Annotated in this window: 14 protein-coding genes; 12 read left to right on the top strand and 2 right to left on the bottom strand. The window is 39.4% G+C overall.

The genetic code is table 11. The features are described 5' to 3' along the window. The first annotated feature begins 161 nt into the window (after positions 1 to 161). The 8 genes from U736_RS0105790 (at position 162) to U736_RS0105750 (ending at position 12262) form a co-directional block, all read left to right on the top strand. The gene (locus U736_RS0105790) at positions 162 to 2369 is read left to right on the top strand and encodes a primosomal protein N' (protein ID WP_015856990.1); all 2208 of its coding nucleotides are present in this window, start codon (positions 162 to 164) and stop codon (positions 2367 to 2369) included. A gap of 1981 nt (positions 2370 to 4350) precedes the next feature. Continuing rightward, entirely contained in the window at positions 4351 to 4935 is a 585-nt protein-coding gene (atpH, locus tag U736_RS0105780; RefSeq protein WP_015856989.1) for an ATP synthase F1 subunit delta, read from the top strand. Then, a complete protein-coding gene (gene atpA / locus U736_RS0105775; protein ID WP_026500438.1) occupies positions 4935 to 6470 on the top strand; it encodes a F0F1 ATP synthase subunit alpha in 1536 nt (511 codons plus the stop codon). Before atpH ends, atpA begins: the two co-directional genes overlap by 1 nt. A 20-nt stretch (positions 6471 to 6490) precedes the next feature. Beyond that, on the top strand, positions 6491 to 7402 hold the full coding sequence (locus U736_RS0105770) for a F0F1 ATP synthase subunit gamma (RefSeq protein ID WP_015856987.1): 912 nt from the start codon (positions 6491 to 6493) through the stop codon (positions 7400 to 7402). 19 nt (positions 7403 to 7421) lie between these two features. Then, positions 7422 to 9050: a F0F1 ATP synthase subunit beta gene (gene atpD / locus U736_RS0105765; RefSeq protein ID WP_015856986.1), complete on the top strand. Its 1629-nt coding sequence runs from the start codon at positions 7422 to 7424 to the stop codon at positions 9048 to 9050. 105 nt (positions 9051 to 9155) lie between these two features. After that, positions 9156 to 9572: an ATP synthase F1 subunit epsilon gene (gene atpC / locus U736_RS0105760; RefSeq protein ID WP_015856985.1), complete on the top strand. Its 417-nt coding sequence runs from the start codon at positions 9156 to 9158 to the stop codon at positions 9570 to 9572. Between the two features lie 24 nt (positions 9573 to 9596). Then, positions 9597 to 11225 (top strand): MFS transporter, encoded by a 1629-nt coding sequence (locus U736_RS0105755; RefSeq protein WP_015856984.1) that lies wholly within the window; start codon positions 9597 to 9599, stop codon positions 11223 to 11225. A 29-nt stretch (positions 11226 to 11254) separates the two neighbouring features. After that, positions 11255 to 12262: an HlyD family secretion protein gene (locus U736_RS0105750; protein WP_015856983.1), complete on the top strand. Its 1008-nt coding sequence runs from the start codon at positions 11255 to 11257 to the stop codon at positions 12260 to 12262. A gap of 477 nt (positions 12263 to 12739) precedes the next feature. Here the strand turns inward: U736_RS0105750 and U736_RS0105745 are convergent, their stop codons facing one another. Next, complete coding sequence (locus U736_RS0105745) at positions 12740 to 13024, bottom strand: hypothetical protein (RefSeq protein ID WP_015856982.1); 285 nt, start codon at positions 13022 to 13024, stop codon at positions 12740 to 12742. 853 nt (positions 13025 to 13877) lie between these two features. Between U736_RS0105745 and ispG the strand changes: the two genes are divergently transcribed. The 3 genes from ispG (at position 13878) to U736_RS12790 (ending at position 17584) form a co-directional block, all read left to right on the top strand. Continuing rightward, the gene (ispG, locus tag U736_RS0105740) at positions 13878 to 15119 is read left to right on the top strand and encodes a flavodoxin-dependent (E)-4-hydroxy-3-methylbut-2-enyl-diphosphate synthase (protein ID WP_015856981.1); all 1242 of its coding nucleotides are present in this window, start codon (positions 13878 to 13880) and stop codon (positions 15117 to 15119) included. A 340-nt stretch (positions 15120 to 15459) separates the two neighbouring features. Further along, positions 15460 to 16611, top strand: a complete 1152-nt coding sequence (locus tag U736_RS0105735) for an MFS transporter (RefSeq protein ID WP_026500437.1) — start codon at positions 15460 to 15462, stop codon at positions 16609 to 16611. A gap of 808 nt (positions 16612 to 17419) precedes the next feature. Then, entirely contained in the window at positions 17420 to 17584 is a 165-nt protein-coding gene (locus U736_RS12790; protein WP_208434831.1) for a hypothetical protein, read from the top strand. A gap of 1801 nt (positions 17585 to 19385) precedes the next feature. Here the strand turns inward: U736_RS12790 and U736_RS0105720 are convergent. After that, entirely contained in the window at positions 19386 to 20288 is a 903-nt protein-coding gene (locus U736_RS0105720) for a polyprenyl synthetase family protein (RefSeq protein WP_026500436.1), read from the bottom strand. 426 nt (positions 20289 to 20714) lie between these two features. Between U736_RS0105720 and rpmF the strand changes: the two genes are divergently transcribed. Continuing rightward, positions 20715 to 20878 (top strand): 50S ribosomal protein L32 (gene rpmF, locus U736_RS0105710; RefSeq protein ID WP_026500435.1); only part of this gene is annotated, 164 nt, incomplete at its 3' end.

Genomic DNA, 20878 nt, shown 5'->3' with positions numbered 1-20878 from the left:
TTATTGGCACTTTGGTGATGAAATGAGTATTAAAAAGAATTTTTGTGAGAAAAGTGTTGTGATAGGGGGAGAGATTGAATCCCGCAATGAATTTTATAAGAGTGTTTAAAGATAAGGTGTAGACCTGTTGGTGCTCAAGAGGTCGTAGATTGGTTTAAAAGATGCATTCAAACGTGATAGAGGAAGAGATTGTATCCGTATTGGTTCCTCTTCCTGTTGCTCACGCTTATAGTTATAAAGTTCCATCTTCTATGGAGGTGAACGTTGGTTCCTTTGTTCGGGTTCCGGTGATGGGGCGTGAGCTTTGCGGTTTTGTTGTGGATGTTGGAGAGAAGGCAGCAGATGGGCAAAGGGCTGGTTCGGTGGCGCGTGAAAAATTACGCTCTCTGCTTCATGTTTTTGATTGTCCCCCATTAAAGGCAGAAATGATTACATTTTTGCGTTTTGTTAGTCGCTATACAATGGCGCCTTTTGGTCTTGTGGCGCGATTGGTTTTGTCTGTACCGGCTGCTTTAGAGCCGGAAGCACAGATGTTGGGTTTGCGATATTGTGGTGGAAATGTAGAACGTCTTACACCAGCGCGATCACGGGTTTTGGAATTGGTGCGTAATGAGAAGATATGGACACGTTCTGGTCTTGCGCATGCGGCTGGAACTTCGGTTTCTGTTGTTGAAGGTTTAAAAGCGTTAGGGGTTTTTGAAGATGTTATAGTTCCTGCTCCTGATCTTGTGGCAATGCCTGATCCTGACTTTTGTCCCCCTCAGTTGCAGGGAGCGCAAAATGAAGCAGCAACAATGTTGCGAGAAGGTGTTTTATCTTCTCAGTTTCAAGTTTTTTTGCTTGATGGTGTTACGGGATCAGGAAAGACAGAGGTTTATTTTGAAGCGGTTGCTCAAGCCTTCAGAGGGGGCAAGCAGGTTTTAATTTTATTACCGGAAATTGCTTTAACACAGCAGTTTTTAGATCGTTTTTATGCACGCTTTGGAGCTGCGGCAGCAGAATGGCATTCTGATTTGACGCCACGTCGTAGAGAACGCGTCTGGCGGCAAGTTTCAGAAGGGCGGGTGCGTGTCGTTGCGGGGGCTCGTTCAGCGCTTTTTCTTCCCTTTCATGAGCTTGGCTTGATTGTTGTCGATGAAGAACATGATAGCGCTTATAAACAAGAAGAGCGCATTTTTTATCATGCGCGTGATATGGCTGTTGCACGGGGCTCTTTTGAGCATTTTCCTGTTATTTTATCTTCAGCTACACCGTCGATTGAAAGCCAAGCCAATGTTTTAAAAGGGCGTTATCAAAAGGTGCATTTACCTTCCCGTTTTAAAGAAGTAGCACTTCCACAGTTGCGGGTGGTTGATATGCGCCAAGGAGGGGTGCAAAAGGGGCGCTTTATTTCCTTTGCTCTTGAAAGGGCTTTAAAACAAACGCTTGATAAGGGCGAACAAGCTCTTCTTTTTCTTAATCGTCGTGGTTATGCACCTTTAACTTTATGCCGAATTTGCGGACATCGTTTTCATTGTACTGATTGTTCAAGTTGGTTGGTAGAACATCGTGCGCAAGGGCAATTGAAATGTCATCATTGTGGATATCATGAACCACTTCCTCAAGCCTGTCCTGAATGCGGGACATTAGATCATCTCGTGGCTTGTGGACCGGGTGTGGAAAGAATTGCAGAAGAAACACAAATGCTTTTTCCTCAAGCGCGATCATTGATTCTTTCAACAGATCTCAAAGGAGGGATTGGGCAATTGCGAAGCGAATTACAAGCTATTGCAAATGGCGATGTGGACATTATTATTGGAACACAGTTGGTCGCTAAAGGACATCATTTTCCCAAGCTCTCTTTGGTTGGCGTTATTGATGCTGATCTTGGTCTTGCCAATGGCGATTTACGCGCAAGTGAACGTACCTACCAGCTGCTTTCTCAAGTTACCGGAAGAGCAGGGCGTGTGGGATTGGAAAGTTTAGGATTATTGCAAACTTATCAACCAGATCATCCGGTCATCAAAGCCTTACTTTCATGCCAGCCAGAAGATTTTTACACACGTGAAATTGCAGCGCGTCAGCATTATCATTTGCCTCCCTATGGGCGGCTTGCCTCTTTGATTGTATCTGCACAGCAGCGCCAAGCAGCAGAATATTATGCGCGTGCATTGCGTCAAGCAGCGCCACGGGAGAAAAATATCTCGGTTATGGGACCAGCAGAAGCGCCTTTGGCTCTAGTTCGGGGGCGTTATCGTTTTCGGCTTTTGCTGCAAGGACAGCGCTCTTTTGATATACAAGGGTTTATACGTGCAATGCTTAGCGGTACACCCAAAATGCCCAGTTCCGTTCGGGTTCAAATCGATATTGATCCGCAAAGTTTTTTCTAAAACCAGTATCGCATAAAGTGAAGGTCCCTTTAGCTTAAGGTGCTTTACTTTAATACTATCTATTCAGAATAAGCATCCAAGCAGCAGAATATGATACATGTGCATTGCATTAAGCAGAGCCACGGGAAAAAATATCTTTGTTTTGGAACCAGCAGAAGCGTCTCTCTTATTCGAGGGCGCTATCATTTCGGCTTTTACTCCTTTTTTGTTTTAGGGACAGTATCCTTTTGATAGGCGGATTTTTTTATAATGGCTGATTATAGGGGCTGAAAATGCTTAGCTGTACACCCAAAATATCCAATTTTATACGGGTTCAAATTGATATTGATCTATGCTTTTTCTAAAATCAGTGCAATATAGTGCCATATAAAGTGAAGCTATGTGGGCTTAATGAAGGTCGTGTTTTTGATGTTATTTGACCTTAAAACTTTATGAAGCAGCGTTCATAAGATGTATTAGTGCTGTACGAGTCGTACTTGCTTTTGTATGTTAGATTAGGGCAAGAGTATTGCATATATCTATTTTATTTATCTTTGACGAGAACATAGACTCATTTGGGAGCGTAAAGGTTAAAATGAGCATTTATCGTTGTCGTCCTTATTTATGGGCTCTAGAATTTTCAAAAGCGCCCGTAATTATAATTTTATAAATAATAACATATTGATTTATAGTGATAATATGCCGTTATTCGCTTTAGAATCTCTACTATTGTAGGATTCTCTTATTTCAAATCTATTTATATTGATCAATCAAAACCATTCGTTTGCATGTTACAGATGGGGGAGCCTGTGTCGAGTGAAACTATATAAGAAAGGACTAAAATACCTCATCATCTCAAGTGTTAAGGGCTGTCGTAAAATTGGGAGATGGCAAAGTATGTGATGGTGCCGGCTTGTTCTTTCATAAGTGTAAAGATAAGGCTGCTCAATGGAGTTCTCATTATAGCATTTATGGGTGCTGTCGTGAAATGGAGATTATCCATTGCTTCATGCTTTTGTTACTTTCGTTCTCTAATGGGGGCACATTTTTCATGTAAAGCAGAACGCTCAAAACGGAATATTACAGAACATCTATTGTATTACTGTATTCATATGCTTGTTTAAGTAAATCTTTCTCAGCATGCTCGAATTCATTTTACGATGTTTCTCGAGTGTAGAATGTAAAAGCTTTCATGAATGAAAAAAACGCGTTAAGGCTCCCCATCTTTATTTCATAAAGGTATAAAATGGCGCCATTTATTATTTAGCTTTTAGGATTACGAAAGCTCTTGGTACTTGAGAGCGTTTATACGAGGTGTTTTTTCTTTAATCATTTCCTCTTTTGTTTGTGATGGAGCAAGGGAGTGATTTTGATAAAAAGATTTGAAATAAGAGAATCTTTCGATGTTTGGGGCTCATCTGGTATGAAAAATGATACATTATCATTATAAATCAATGCATTGTATGCTTAAAGAGTGTGTTTACAAGAAAATATACTTGGTGAATTTTTTTAAAAGGTGTGGGTATTTGAAGAAAAAAGATCAATTTTTTCTTTAGTTTTTAGGAGGATATTCATTATTTTTTCTTTCTTACCAGTTTTCAATAATAGACTTTTTCAGTTGCAGTCGCATCTTGTTAAAGGTCTTGAGGTGATAAAGGGAGTGATTTTTAGAGAAGAAGTGTTTTGTTATGGTGGCAAGAGCATTTGAAGCAAAATCAAAGAGAGTGAAAAAATTGCTCAGAGAATGTCAAAAAGAGGCATAAAAAAACTGTGATGCCATCCTGTATATCTAAAAAAAATTCTTTTCAAAAATATTTTGAATATTTTATTAAAATTTTTAAAAAGCAGCGATTTGTGGTGTTGCGAGTCGGCTATGTCTATGCTAGAAACCAAGAGGTTTTTGTTCTAGGTTTTAAGAAGAAGATTCTTAAGATTGAGAATGTCTGTTTCATTTCATCTGATAACTATCAGAGAGTCGCTCAAGGGAAAGAGGCGGTATTTCGTGTCGGATTCATTTTCTCTCATACCGCTGCCGTTGGTAGATCAACGCTATGCGCAAGCGCTTTTTGATTGCATTCAAGAAGCTGGAAACGTTGAAAAGGTTGAAAAGGCAGTGGAAGATCTTTTGCTTGTTTTGGAGCAAAATAAAGATTTAAAACGCTTTGTGCTTAGTCCATTCTTTTCAGTTAAAGAGCAAATTAAGGTGATGCAATCTGTTTGTGCAAACATCCAATTTGCTGATAAAAACGCAGGTCAGATTATTGGTAATTTTTTACGCGTTATTGCAACAAACCGTAGGCTTAGTGCCGTATTTGGTATTTTACATGCTTTTCAGCGTTGTGTTGCACGCGCTCGTAGGCAGGTGACTGCGCAAATTATTTCTGCGCGCCCCTTAAGTTCTCAACAAAGACAAGAGTTGTGTGAGGCTTTGGAAGGTGTCGTTGGAGGAAAAGTTTTACTACACAGCATTGTGGATCCAACAATTCTTGGTGGATTAATCGTTCGTGTGGGGTCGTCTCAAATTGATACGTCTCTTCTCACAAAATTGTCTTCGCTTAAGCTTTCATTGAAAAAAGAGGTCAGCTGATGGATATTAGACCATCTGAAATTTCAAAAATTCTAAAAGAGCAAATCAAAAACTTTGACCAAAAGGCTGAGGTTTCAGAAATTGGTTGGGTTCTCTCTGTAGGGGATGGTATCGCTCGCGTTTATGGTTTGGATAATGTCCAAGCAGGGGAAATGGTTGCTTTTCCAAACGGTGTGCGTGGTATGGCCCTCAATTTGGAAGTTGATAATGTTGGTGTGGTCATTTTTGGCTCAGATCGCGATATTCGTGAAGGTGATTGTGTAAAGCGGCTAGGCGCTATCGTCGATGTTCCTGTGGGGCCCGCTTTGCTGGGGCGTGTGGTTGATGCGTTGGGAAACCCTATAGATGGTAAGGGGCCCATTAAAGCAACGGAGCGTCGTCGTGTCGATGTTAAGGCTCCTGGAATTATTCCGCGTCAGTCAGTGCATGAACCGATGTCGACCGGATTGAAAGCGATTGACGCACTTATTCCTATTGGACGGGGGCAGCGTGAATTGGTGATTGGTGATCGCCAAACAGGAAAAACAGCAATTTTGCTCGATACATTTTTAAACCAAAAACCTTTTCATGAAAAAGGGGCTGGACGAGAGCAAGACAAAGTTTATTGTATTTATGTGGCTATCGGTCAAAAACGTTCGACGGTGGCACAATTCGTTAAAGTTTTAGAAGAACGTGGAGCGTTGGAATATTCTATTATTGTTGCAGCGACCGCTTCTGATCCAGCACCACTGCAATTTATTGCACCTCTTGCTGGATGTGCTATGGGTGAGTATTTCCGTGATAATGGGCAACATGCTTTGATCGGTTATGATGACTTGTCAAAACAGGCGGTGGCGTATCGTCAGATGTCTCTTTTGTTGCGTCGTCCTCCAGGTCGTGAAGCTTATCCGGGAGACGTTTTCTATCTTCATTCGCGTCTTTTAGAGCGGGCTGCGAAGTTGAATGCGGAAAATGGATCTGGGTCACTGACAGCTTTGCCGGTTATTGAAACGCAAGCAAATGATGTTTCTGCCTATATTCCTACAAATGTGATTTCGATTACTGATGGGCAAATTTTTCTAGAGACTAATTTATTTTATCAAGGAATTCGTCCTGCTGTAAATGTTGGTCTTTCTGTGTCGCGTGTTGGTTCTGCCGCACAAATTAAGGCGATGAAGCAAGTTGCTGGCTCGATTAAAGGTGAATTGGCACAATATCGTGAAATGGCAGCTTTTGCGCAGTTTGGCTCTGATTTGGATGCGTCAACCCAGCGTCTGTTGAATCGGGGTGCGCGCTTGACAGAGTTGTTGAAGCAGCCACAATTTTCTCCACTCAAAACAGAAGAACAAGTGGTGGTTATTTTCGCGGGTGTGAATGGCTATCTTGATGCTTTGGCGGTTTCTGATGTTGCGCGGTTTGAGCAGGGACTTTTGGTGCTTTTGCGTAGTGATTATCAAGATCTCTTAAAGGCAATTGCTGAGCAAAAGCAAATAACAGACGAGCTGAAAGATAAGTTGATAACTGTTCTTAATACTTATGCGAAAAATTTCTCGTGATGAATTGATGGAATGCTTGAATGGCCTCACTAAAAGATCTTAGAGACCGTATCGCTTCGGTTAAAGCAACACAAAAGATCACCAAAGCTATGCAGATGGTTGCAGCGGCAAGGTTGCAGCGTGCTCAAGAGGCAGCGCAGTCTGCGCGTCCTTATGCGAAGAAGATGGCTGATATTTTGACCAGTGTTGCTGCTGATGTAGATGGTGTTGATGCGCCTGCTCTTATGCGTGGTACGGGGCGAGATGATGTGCATCTCTTGGTGGTGTGTACTGCTGAGCGCGGTTTGTGTGGTGCTTTTAATGTGCAAATCGCTCGTCGTGCACGTGAACAGATTAAGGCATTGTTGGCATCTGGTAAAATAGTGAAAATTATCACTGTGGGCAAAAAAGGTGCGGATATTTTATCGCGTGATTACAAAGGCTTGATAATTGATCATATCGATTTGCATGCTGTAAAGCGCATTGGTTTTGCAGAGGCGGTGATGATTAGTCAACGGATTGTTGATTTATTCAATGAAGGCGCTTTCGATGTTTGTACGCTGTTTTATTCTGAATTTATTTCTGTGATTAATCAGCGTCCAACAGCTTTTGGCTTGATTCCGATGATTGCTCCAAAAGCAGCTGTTGAGGCAATAGATGTTGAGGAGCAAACAGATCATAGCAAAGGTTCACAATCAATTGTCTATGAGTATGAACCTGATGCGGCTTCTCTTTTAGAGGCGCTTGTGCCACGCAATCTTTCGGTGCAAATCTTTCGGGCTTTGCTAGAAAATATTGCTGGTGAGATGGGTGCCAAGATGACAGCTATGGACAATGCATCGCGCAATGCAGGTGAAATGATTAATAAATTGACGGTAGCTTATAATCGTCAACGTCAGGCACAGATTACGACAGAATTGATCGAAATTATTGCGGGCGCTGAAGCGCTTTAAATGGAAAAGGTAAGGATTGATGGTAAAAGCAGTAACCTCAAGCAAAGGAACAGAAAAAGGTGAAAAAAAGAAACCAGCTGCTCGTTCCGGCGTGAAAAAAGCCGCTTCGAAGTCTCAAGTGGATGTAAAGACTTCAGCGGATGTAAAGGCTTCTTCTGCGCCTGCGCGTAGTGCAGCTAAAGAGACACCTGTAAAAAAAGAAGAGCGTGCACAAGGCGCTGTTGGTGAGATCAAGCAGGTTATTGGTGCTGTCGTTGATGTGCAATTTGAAGGTGAATTGCCAAATATTCTTAACGCTTTGGAAACAGAGAATTTAGGCAATCGCTTGGTATTAGAAGTTGCGCAGCATTTGGGTGAAAATACCGTTCGTACGATTGCTATGGATACCACTGATGGTTTGATGCGGGGCCAAAAGGTTGTGGATACAGGCACGCAAATTAGCGTTCCTGTAGGAGAAGCAACATTGGGACGTATTATGAATGTGATTGGAGAGCCGGTGGATAATGTGGGGCCAATTCCTGCGACCAAAACGCGTTCTATTCATCAAGAGGCACCTCCATATGTTGAGCAATCAACCATTTCAGAAATTCTCGTCACTGGTATTAAAGTTGTGGATTTGTTAGCTCCTTATTCTAAAGGAGGTAAAATTGGCTTGTTTGGTGGTGCTGGTGTTGGAAAAACCGTTCTTATTATGGAGCTTATAAACAATATTGCAAAGGCACATGGTGGCTATTCTGTATTTGCTGGTGTGGGAGAACGTACACGGGAAGGAAATGATCTTTATTATGAAATGATCGAAAGCCGCGTGAATGTGAATCCAAAAGAGAATAATGGTTCAACGGAAGGGTCAAAGTGTGCCCTTGTCTACGGGCAAATGAATGAACCGCCAGGAGCGCGTGCGCGTGTGGCTCTCTCAGGATTGACAATTGCAGAAAGTTTCCGTGATGAAGGACAAGATGTTCTCTTCTTTGTGGATAATATTTTCCGTTTCACGCAAGCTGGTGCTGAAGTGTCAGCGCTTTTAGGGCGTATCCCTTCTGCTGTGGGGTATCAGCCTACCTTGGCAACGGATATGGGGGCTTTGCAAGAACGTATTACCAGTACAAAAACAGGCTCTATTACTTCCGTTCAGGCAATTTATGTTCCTGCCGATGACTTGACGGATCCAGCGCCGGCAACGTCTTTTGCTCATTTGGATGCAACAACAGTTCTTTCGCGCTCTATTGCGGAAAAGGGAATTTATCCGGCGGTTGATCCGCTTGACTCTTTCTCGCGTATGTTGGATCCATTGATTGTAGGGGAAGAGCATTATACTGTTGCTTGTCAAGTGCAAACTATTTTACAACGTTATAGAGCGCTCCAGGATATTATTGCTATTCTTGGAATGGATGAACTTTCTGAAGATGACAAATTGCTGGTGGGACGGGCGCGTAAAATTGAACGTTTTCTTTCGCAACCTTTCCATGTTGCGGAGGCCTTTACTGGTTCGCCAGGGAAACTCGTTCCTTTAGAAGAGACAATCAAAGGCTTTAAAGGTCTTTGTGCTGGCGATTATGATGATTTGCCAGAAGCTGCTTTTTATATGGTTGGTTCGATTGATGAAGCACTTGAAAAAGGAAAGCGTCTCATGGCAGAGGCTTCTAAGTAAGAAGCTTCTTGTTCAAGAGAAAACTGTCATGAATATTTTTCGTTAAAAAGGACAAGTCGTTGAAGAAAACAGAGAGTCCTTATATCGGGTATTGTGGAGACTTTTGTGGAAAACAATAGAGAAGAGCATTTTTTATTTGAGCTTGTATCGCCTGAAAAAATTGTGTTTTCAGAGCAGGTAGTGTCTGTTGTTCTTCCTTCAGCCTCAGGTTCTTTGACAGTTATGGCGCATCATGCGCCATTAGTGGCAAGCATTGTGTTGGGTAGTGTGCGTGTTCGCACCTCTTTGGGTGAAAAATTATTTGCTGTATGCGGGGGCGTTGCAAATATTACCTTTTCGGGCTGCTCTTTATTGGTAGAGCACGTTGTGGCTGTAGAGCATCTTTCTTTTGATGTATTGGAACAGCGGATTTTGCAGGTCCAAGCGACATTAGAAGGGGGGACAAGAGATGAGGATAATCATAAAATAGAGGCTTTTTTCCAGCAATTGTCAGCTGATGGTGCTGTGTTGATAGAAGCGTAGCAGCGTATACAGGAAAAAGGTGACATGAGCGGAAAAAAGAGTACGGTTGTGTTTGCTAAAAGGGGTGGAAAACCTTTTCCTCGTCCTGGTCGTATTTTTGCAGGACCTTTGCCAAAATGTTTTGTTTATATTTTTGCTTCTCTTATTTTGCAATGGGCTTATGGTTTAGGGGCTAATATTGTTCAGTCTAACATTGTCCATCTTACGGGTGATTTTCACGCAACTTTAACCGAGACAACATGGTTGGTAGCGGCTTATATGGCGCCAAATGTGAGTGTAGCGATTATGTTGATCAAAATCCGCTATCAATTTGGGTTGCGTGCTTTTGCTGAATTATCAATCCTTGGCTTCGTTTTGGTTTGCGTGTTGCAACTCTTTGTTACGGATTTGCGTTCTGCATTGATTATTCGCTTTTTTGCTGGGATTGCTGCTGCGCCTTTGGCTTCGCTTGCGCTGCTTTATATGATGGAGGCTTTTGCTCCAGCAAAGAAGTTTACTGTTGGTCTTAGTTTGAATTATATGAATGCGGCTTTAGCGGCGCCTTTATCACGTTTGATTTCTCCTGATTTGCTGGAAAATGGTGGCTTTTCCAGTCTTTCCGCTCTGGAAATGGGGTTGGTTCTCATCAGCTTGGTCTGTATCTATACTTTGCCTCTAACGCCAGTTGTCCGCAGTAAGGTTATTCAAAAGTTAGATTGGATAAGTTATGGTTTGATTGCTCTTGGTCTTGGATTAAATGCCGTGATTATGTCTGTTGGCATATTGTATTGGTGGTATGAAGCACCATGGATTGGTTGGGGGCTTGCACTTGCTATTTTCTCGTTGGCTATTGCTATTATTATTGAGCTTAATAGAGAAAAACCGTTGATTGATTTACGTTGGATTTTCAGTAAAGAAATGGTCCAATCTGTTTTTATTTTATTGATCTTTCATGTTTTTTTGTTAGAGCGGTCAAATTTGCCCGTAGGTTTTTTTAATCTTTTTGGTTTGCTTAATCGTGAGATGGCGCCCATGTATCTTGCGGTGACATTGGGTATTCTGTTAGGGGGGGCTGTTTGTGTCTTTTTTTTACGGGCGGGGCGTGAAGATTATTTTTATTTGTTATCTTTAGGTTGTTTGGCGCTGGGAGCTTATTTAGACAGTCGTGTAAACTATTTAACACGTCCGAAAGATATGATGTTGAGCCAAGGGTTGGTGAGTTTTAGTTATGCACTTTTTTTGCCTCCTGCTCTTTTCAAAGGGTTTGTGATCGCTGGTGAGCGAGGACCGCGTTATGTTTTGAGTTTTATTGCGGTTTTTTTGCTAACGCAAGTGACAGGGGGATTGATGGGATCGGCTTTTTTTGGCAGCCTGCAGTTTTATTTTGCCCATAAAAACTTTGAGTCCTTAACACAAAATATTGTTGTGACTGATCCGCTTATTTCTGGTGAGATGAATACTTTGTTTTCGCCTTCTTATGCTACTTCTGTCCCTCATGGCTTGGGGAGTGAACAGGGGACTTCTCTGTTGATAGAAAAATTTAAGTTAACAGCAAATATTTTTGCTTATGATGACGTTTTTCGGCTTTATTTTTATATTTCAATGGTTGTATTCATTATCTTTCTTGTCACAATAGTTGTTAAGTCATGCTCTTTGCGGGCGTTAGAAAAGTAGAGTGATGGTATAGAAGAGGGGTGCAAAAAATGATAAAAGCATTACGGTCAAAAGCTACGATTGTTGCATTTCTGTCAGGTATTACGGGTGTTTTGCTAATTTTGTGGGCTTGGAGACTTCCTCCTTTTGTAAATAACATTCAAATAACGGATAATGCTTCCATTAAGGGCAATGTTACTCTGGTTAGTTCACAGATCTCTGGGGTAATTGCACGGATTTATGTGCAAGATTATCAACGTGTTGAAAAGGGAATGCTGCTCTTTGAGCTTGATGATTCTCTTTTTCGTCAGCAGCTTGCACGGGCACAGGCTGTTCTCGATTCAAAAAATGCAAAACTGGCAAGTATTGAATTGCAAGCTCAGATTTTACAGGGAGAAGTTAATGCTGCAGAAGCAGAATTAGCGCGTTCACGAGCATTCTCTAATGTTGTTCCTGATAGTAAAAAGTTAGGCTTTGGTGATGCGGCAATTTCTGTTTCTCGCCCTCTTTCACAACTCTTGGCAGCCCTAGAAACAAAACGACAATTGCAAAAACAATTAAATCTTGAAAAACAAAGTTTACAGTCAGAAGTTTCGGGAGCAAAGGTGAGTGTTGAGTTGGCAAAACTTAATCTCGATCATACAAAGATTTTATCTCCTAGAACAGGCTATATTGGGTTGGTTGGCGCTAGGGTAGGGCAATATGTTATGCCGGGTACGCAATTGGTCTCTGTTATTTCTGATGACATTTGGATTATTGCTAATTATAAGGAAACGCAACTTTCTCAGATGCGTGTGGGACAACCGGTTGTTTTTTCTGTTGATGCATTGAACAACAAAAAGTTAACAGGGCGTGTGGTTCGTTTTGCTCCAGCGACAGGTTCGGAGTTTTCATTGTTAAAAACAGATACGACAATTGGTAATTTTATCAAAATTGCGCAACGTATTTCAGTACGGATTTCTTTAGATCCTGGGCAGGAGGGGATTGAAAAGCTCATTCCTGGGATGTCTGTGGTTACGTACGTGGATACTTCGCAGCGGGTCGATTCTGGAGGATAAATTTTGGGTTTTTTCAGTTTAATTCTTGTGTCATTTACTTATAGCAAATGGGTATTCACATTGGAAGATTTCGTTTGGTTTTTTATAATACATCTTTTAAAGCTCTTAGGCTTCTTATACTTCTATATCATGATGTAAATAATGTTCCTTAGAATATTAAAGCGCATGCATCTTTACTCACTTCCACTTCTTTTGAAATAACTCAGTTGCGGGATGGATGCAATGTTGAAAAATTTTCTTATAATTTCTCACAACACTGTCCTTTGAGATGTGGTGCCACCGCGTGTTTTGAGGACAGGGGTGGGGGACTACTGCCAGATAAAAAATTGGATAATAGACTGGTGGGATGGATGGAAAACTTATCTTTTGGAGGAAAGTGTAAAGTTAGGGGGAAAGACGTAAAGTTTATATTTTGTAAACTATAAAAAATGCCCGCTTTGAGTCGGGCATTAAAAGGGAAGGTTGTTGGTTGTATTGTTAATTTTTACGGATCAGCAAGAAGCTTACTAAAACGACTCCTGCTGCTAGTGCGAGGGTTTTTTTAGGATTTTCTTTCGCTTTTTTCTTTAATTCTGTAGCATGTTCGTTGAGGTGATAAAGCGCGTGACGGCCTTTTTGTTTCCATGTGTTAAACAGCTCAGAAATGTTTTCAAAGCTATCATCTTGAGAACTCCAATGATTTACGGGGACCAGTTCTCTTTTTAATTGTGCTATACGTTTTTTAATTTTAGCATTTTTGGCGTTGGGTGAAAATAGACACATTTATTGACTCCTTCATGTGTTAAATTATTGCGTGACGGTTGGAATTGTGTTTGGGGTTTTGCTATAACGGCTTGAAAATTGAAAGGTTGCATTGATAATGCCGCGCGTGGATGAGATGAGAGTTAAGAGTTTGGGTTTAATGAGGAATTTCTTAATGTGCTTGAATTCATTTCATGATGGTGTTTGTTAAGGATGTGAGGTAAAAATTTTTACAAAATGGTGTAGAATTCATTCTATCATCTTTATTTCATAAAGATGTAAGTCGGTGTCTTCATTTTTTGTTTGTTTAAGTGTTGGGATAGCTTTTGACACTTGAAATAGTTTATAAGAAGTTTTTATCTACATGTTCTCTTGTGGCTTTAGGAAGTGGTATTGATTGATTCAATTAAGAAGATTTAAAATGAGAAAATCTTACGATATTTTGGTTTTCTATTCAAATTTGTAAAAAATAGATTATTATAAATCAATGTGTTGGATTAATTTGGCGGTGTCTTTCATGCATTTTTAAAAATTGCGCTTTAATAGGCGTTATCTGTTGTGTTGTAAAACACTGTTTTGCGATGACGTGGGTGTACGGTATAGGCATGCAACTTAAAAATGCAGTATTGTCTCTGTTTGGTTTCAGTTTCTTTTTGAATCACCCAAGTGTAGAAGTATAAACTTGAACAGAAGTAGTAAAACTTATCCGGTGCGTCTATAGGATGAATCCACCTATGAATTGTATTAGTAGGTGGAACCTTTTGAGAGCAATCTGTTAAGATTGGTGGGCGGTGTAATTTTCGTCCTTTGAAGCGCGGAGGAAGTCAATGTAAATGATGATTGATAGCGCAGGTTTTAAAAATTTGAGGACTTGATGAGTACGACCTATTTTTTATCTAAACCACTTGAGCGTCGTCAGTCTATTGGTGTTGCTGTTGGTGATGTGATCGTTGGGGGGCAGAGCCCGATAGTTGTACAGTCAATGACCAATACAGATACAGCTGATGTTGATGCAACTGTTGCTCAAGTGGCTGCTCTTTGGCAAGCTGGTTCACAATTGGTTCGGATTACTGTTGATCGTGATGAAGCGGCGGCAGCTGTACCAAAAATACGGGAGCGATTGGAGAGGTTAGGATTTTTTGTACCATTGGTTGGGGATTTTCATTATATTGGACACAAGCTTTTATCTGAGCATCCTGCGTGTGCTGAGGCGCTTGCAAAATATCGCATCAATCCTGGAAATGTTGGTTTTGGCGCAAAAAAAGACCGTCAATTTGCAGAAATTATTGAGATTGCTTGTCGGTATCATAAACCTATTCGCATTGGCGTGAATTGGGGCTCTCTTGATAATGCGTTATTAACACGGCTTATGAATGAAAATGCACAGCAAGAAAATCCTTTATCGGTTGCTGAAGTGATGCGGGAAACTGTTGTGCAGTCTGCTCTGCAATCGGCTCTTTGGGCTGAAGAGATGGGATTGGGACGTGATAAAATTATTCTTTCTGCTAAAGTGAGTGATGTCCAAGATCTTATTGCTGTTTATACCACCTTGGCGGCACGTTGTGATTATGCTCTTCATTTGGGATTAACGGAAGCTGGGATGGGAACAAAAGGCGTTGTTGCTTCTTCGGTGGCTTTGGGTATTTTATTACAGCAAGGTATTGGCGATACGATACGAATTTCCTTAACACCAAAACCTGGTGGTGATCGGACACGAGAAGTAAAGGTGGGGCAAGAACTTTTGCAAGTGATGGGTTTTCGGCAATTTTTGCCTGTGGTTGCGGCTTGTCCTGGTTGTGGGCGCACAACCTCAACGGTCTTTCAACAATTGGCGCAAAAAATTGAAGCAGATTTATACAAAAATATGCCTGTTTGGCGTGAAAAATATCCTGGCGTTGAAAGTTTGAAGGTTGCCGTGATGGGATGTATCGTCAATGGACCGGGAGAGTCAAAACATGCGGATATTGGAATCTCTTTGCCTGGAGTGGGGGAAAGTCCTGCGGCACCTGTTTTTATTGAGGGACAAAAGGTAAAAACTTTGCGAGGTGATCACATTGCTGAAGAATTTGAAGCGCTTTTGAGTGATTATATTCATACACGCTTTGGACAGGGTTGAAATAAATTCTTGGAGTGCATTTTTTCTTCATTAAAGGCTGTGTTTTTGCTTGTAAATCAATATTCAGTCTTCATTGTGGTTGCATGTTGAGAACAAGATGATTATTCATAAATTGAGGCGCTTCTTCATTGGTTTCAAGCATTTCTCCTTGATAATACTGTTTTCAAACAGATCCAATAGCAAACTAAACGTGACATTATTTCCAGCAATTTTCAGGATATCAAATTGATAGGATTGGAGATCCGCATAGCGGCTATTGCCATATTTGTCATAAAATTTAAGCTTTTATCTTTATATAAAAGGATGTATTGACACCTTTCGTGGCGTTATTGGGGAATAGATGACAAATATATTAGCGTTTGGATTTTTGTTTAACGGTATAAGAATTTTAACAGGTGCCTTTATTGTATTTTATATGCTTGAAAAAGGGCTAACTCTTATTGATATCGGGATCATTAAGTCGTTTCAGGCTTTTATTATGATGGTTACAGACATTCCTCTGGGATATTTTGCTGATAGAAAAAGTTATAAAATATCTATCGTTTTGGCAGCGGCTTTTGCTGCTACATGGCTATGTCTCATGGGATTTTCTACAAGCTTTTATGGTTTTCTTTTGGCAGAATCTTTTAATGCCTTATCGCTGACATTGATTGCTGGGGCCTATAATGCTTTACTTGTTCAATATGCAAAAGCAAAATTGACATCGATTAAAAAAGTGCTTGGTTCCAGCTCTCAATATAATTACATCGGCATGTTTATATTCAGTTTAATTGGCGCATATTTTGCTGATTATTCTAGCCAATATATATGGTATATCGCGGCGTTTTTAATGTTGATGACAACACTATTTGGTTTGTTTTTTCTTGATGACCTGAAAGGAGAGAAAAAAACAAATAAAGCGAATTCTTTCATTTATGATGCTAAGGAGATGTTGTCTATTTTTATTAAAGTTCCTTATATCTCTTTATGCTTTTATTTTTCACTGATCTTTTTCAATATATTCTCGCAGTATTGGCAGTGGATATTTAAAGATCATCATATTAATGTCACTTATTTTGATCTTGGTGTGACATTTTCACTGATATTGCTCTCTCAGCTCTTGGCTAGTTTTCTCTTTACAAAACTAAGTGAAAGAGTGAATTTTATTTTATTGCTGTTTCTTTTGGGTTCACTGATTTTTACAATGGTTTTCTTTGAGCCGAAAAAAGAAATCGCTGTTATTTTAGTCTGTATGATTTTTTACTTAATTAAGTATACATATCTTCGTGTAGAAGTTGTTTTGCATGATAGTATTAGTGATCATTTCAGGGCTACATATGAATCTTTCTTGTCAACCGTTGGGAGATTTAGCTTATTGGTATTTTTTTACATGAGTGCGTATATGGTCGATATATTTGGCTTTTTCTCACTCGTTTATATTTTGGGTATCTATTTATTGGTTTATCTGTTGGCAATGTTTTTTTTAGAAGGAGCCCTAAAGAAATCTCAGTGAAAATAGTAACGTATTTCACGTGTGTTTCATGGGGTTTATAGTGGATCAAGGCTTTTATTTATTAAGGCGCATCATTGTTTTTGCATGTTGAATGGGAAAGCAGAATGTTATCCGTTATTCTTATTTCAAATCTATGTATGTTGAAGCAATCAAAGTCATCTGCTTGTACGTTATAAATGGGCGTGGCATCACAATCATTAAAAAAATAAAAATGCTTCTCATGAATATTGCACCAAGAGTTGCTGACAAAATTGGACGCTGATAAAGAAAATGATTGTGCCGGATCATATGCTTATTAAGGAATGGTGATGGAGCAGTTTTCCCATTTTCATTGGCTACTTGCCTGGTAACACTTTATCTCATTAGAGCTCATTAAGCAGTCGGACAATTTATAGCCTGTTCAAAAAGGCTTTCCTCATGACCGATTTTGTTGTTGATATATCTAACGCGTTTTATTCCTGTTTCCTTTAAAATATAAATCATCTTGTTGAGATAACGGCATCTTTCATTCTTATTTTTGAGTATTTTCTCTTTGGTTGTGGTCTCTGTATTGGTATTGTTGGGATGTACTCGCGTGGATAGTCTAGAGAAGTACAATAAACTTTACGAAGAATACATAAATGGAAAATACGAGGCTTTTGAACATTTTCAAAAACAAGAGCAAGCAAGAAACTTCGTATATAGCCGTGGTATCAGAATATAGCGCCCAAATTTGATATTATATGGCATCATTACATACTTATTGTTTTATGTGGACGCTTTGTTAATTTATTGCGCGGTGGATTATAATGAGGAGATGTCATGGGCAATGTTCCCTAATGTCATAAGCAGTTTGCGTTATGACTATGATTGGAGAGAAAACAATTCTATTTGGGCATATAATATGTCTATGAACTCTACGGATCCCATGATTGATTATGCGAAAAAATTTCTTAATTCTTCAAGCGGAAATGGCATTAGCCCAACAACATAAGTTATTGACCTTGTGTCTAGTATGGAAGCTTGTCATAATGAAAACACTAAACAAATAGCGCGTTTTTGTATAGAGCTCAATACGATATATGACATGATGAAACCAAGAAAAACTTACAAATGACATTTAATGGGTAATGGGCAAAACTCTCTCGAAAGATATTAAATGGCTATAATACTTTATTGATCATCACGATATTTTCTTAGCTATGTTGCGTGTTTTTTATTATGCCTTCAAAAGGTGGGCATATTTTCCAGCTTTGGCAATAGGCATAGGTTCACTTACAATGATGCTCTTCATCTTAATAAGAAAATTTCACTTAAAGGAGGAAATTTACACTTAGCTTGAAAAAAGTACCTATCATAAATTAAATTGCGCTATTATATTAATAATAAGGACTTTTTTATCTTTCTGTTTCAATGATCATTCTCTGTTTAACCTTATCAATTCTCTTTTTATGCGATGAATTGAATAAACGAGATAAAGGGCGTGACGAATTAAAGTTCTACAGTGATCGTGATTATTATTAAATTGAAGTTATTCCATAGTTTTGTAAAAATGTTTCTACTTTTGAAGGAGTACGCCGACACTATCATTCACTTTGCTGTTCCCCAATGTTGCTACAGCTCCTGGCTCTTGAGACGATTCATAAGAGGTATTTTTTAATCCTTTCTTTGATGTTTTGCCCTACGCGGCTTTTTCCGTTTGTGAGGTGCAAGCAAATGATTTTGATTGATTCAACATACACAGATTGAAATGAAAGAATCCTACGGTATTCAGAGTTCTAATTCAATATGAATAACGCTGAATTATCATTATAAATAAATTATTTGTAGCTTTTTTGCGAAGAAAAGAGAGATCAGTAATAATATTGCTTTGGTCTTTCGTTCTGTTGAAATTGATGACTTTATTTATCCTATTATGCCGTAATACACTGTCATTTGAGGGGAGGTGAAGGTTGTCTGTTTGACACATTAAATATTTTAAAAATTGCATGGTGAATATTCTTAAGTCTTGTTTATCGAGTCTTTAGTTTAAGTGAATCGCATGCGTGGAAAGCTAGAGGAAACTACTCGGTTAAGAATCTAGACTGTTTACAGAGCAGATTGGGTTAAAAAACTTTGTTCTTTGAGGGTGGCATAAAAATCAAAATAGCCATTGTGTTCATTTTTTTCTGATATTTTAAATATGGGCTTCAAAAAAATGATGCTTGAACTAAACAACGAGTACTTTTGTAAAAGTGTTTTTAGAGATCAAGCAATACACGAGTGAATTTACAGAATGTAACCATATTTGATCTTCTACAACAAGATAGCGTGGAAAGGCATAAAAATTACGATTCTCTACTGCGGGCATTTACTTAGGGCATTGTACTTCTTTTATTGTTTTTTACGGGTTTATAAAATGCCTTGTTTGATACTTATCCTGTTTATTTTTTGCCTTATCGTTAGAAGATTAAAGACATGAAGGAGAAAACGAGTTTTCTTCTTTTCGGTCGTTTTTATTCGGCTTTAAAGCATCCACGGTAATATCTTTTAAAGCATGGTGATTGCGCATTGTTTCACATTTTCTTTCGTTCATTCTTTAATGGAAGGTATTTTTCATGCAAAATGAAATGCCCAGAATGCACTTGTGTTATAAATTCACGCGGCTTGTTTTAATGAAATCCCTCTCAAGATTTGTCGCACCCATTTCATGATAAGAACTATAATGGAGATTAATGGTAACGTTTCTTTGAAAAGTCTATTATGCATTCAACAAAGGTGATGGTTTACACTATGTGCAATGGAGCGGATGAAGTTTAATTTTTGCGTATTGCACTAAAGTGTGCTGCTTGTTGGAGGGGGAGTGCTTTAGCGCCAAAAGGATGTAAGAATGCTTCTGCTTTACTGATGAGTGTATCTCGCTTTTTTTGGGTTTCTTCAATGCCATAAAGATGAACAAAAGTTGCTTTTTGTGCCGTTTCATCTTTTCCAGCAGTCTTTCCTAGGGTTTGTGTGTTGGCGGTGACATCAAGAAGGTCATCAGTTAATTGAAAGGCTAAACCAAGATAGGTACCAAAATCAGTAAGTTTTTCGGTTAATTCTTTAGATGCATTGCCAATAATGGCGCCTGCTTGGCAAGCAAAGCTTGTCAGGGCTGCTGTTTTCATGTGTTGTAGAGTGATGATGTCACTACTTCCTTGCGGTTTTTTTTCAGCTTCAAGGTCCAGCATTTGTCCACCTAACATACCGCCAAGTCCTGCCGATTGTGCAAGAGACGTGATCAGTTTGATTCTAATGTCTGTAGATAAAGTACTGGCTTTATGGGCAATGATTTCAAAGGCAAATGTTAAGAGAGCATTGCCTGCTAGAATTGCTGTTGCTTCGTCAAATGCTATATGGACGGTGGGTTTTCCACGTCGGAGTATATCGTTATCCATAGCGGGAAGATCATCATGAATGAGCGAATAACAATGGATACATTCTAAGGCACATGCAACATCAAGAGAATATTCGACAGGGATATCAAAAAGTGCAGCACTTTGAATCACAAGAAAAGGACGTAGGCGTTTTCCACCGTTCAGCACACCATAGCGCATGGCTTTGATTAAGTTTTTAGGGCGTGAAATTTCACCATTTTGGATTTGATCACTTAACAGGGTATCAAGCCGCTTTTCAACAGTGTGTCCATGTTTTGCAAGAAGGGTGGTAAATTCGTGCATTCTTGCTTCCTTTGTTTTTACAAAAATGAAATTATGAAGTTTTGAAGAGAAAGGTTGTCGCTTTTTCTTGTTTTCATAAATTGGCGCTGTTTTTTATTAAAAATCAATTTCTCTTTTTATCCGTATCTCTATTGTATGTGCAAATCCCTTTTTAAGCCAAATAAAAATTGAATGAAGGTCTTATGAGAATGCTTTCATTGGCGTATAAAATTTTCAAATTTTGCGGTGTTTTTGATATTCATTTGATCATTTTGACATCATTTTTGATAAAAAGAAGGTCATTTTTGGTAAGAGGAGGAGCATTTTGACATTGCCTCTTCTTGTTTATCAGTGTATAACATCTTAAAATTTTATGGTGTTTTTAAATGAAGCATTGTCATTTTTGACATTGCTTTTTCTGTTTTAATGGATTTGGAGTGTCTTTTTATGGCTGTACCTAAACGAAAAACCTCTCCAGCGAAGAGGGGCATGCGCCGTTCGGCTGATGCTCTGAAGGCGCCGACTTATATCGAAGATAAAAATTCTGGTGAATTACGTCGTCCTCATCACATTGATTTGAAAACGGGAATGTATCGCGGGCGTTCCGTTTT

The organism is Bartonella grahamii ATCC 700132 (genome assembly GCF_000518085.1).
GTDB lineage: Bacteria > Pseudomonadota > Alphaproteobacteria > Rhizobiales > Rhizobiaceae > Bartonella > Bartonella grahamii.
Note: the sequence above shows the minus strand (reverse complement) of the source record. Positions and strands in the feature narration are given on the sequence as shown.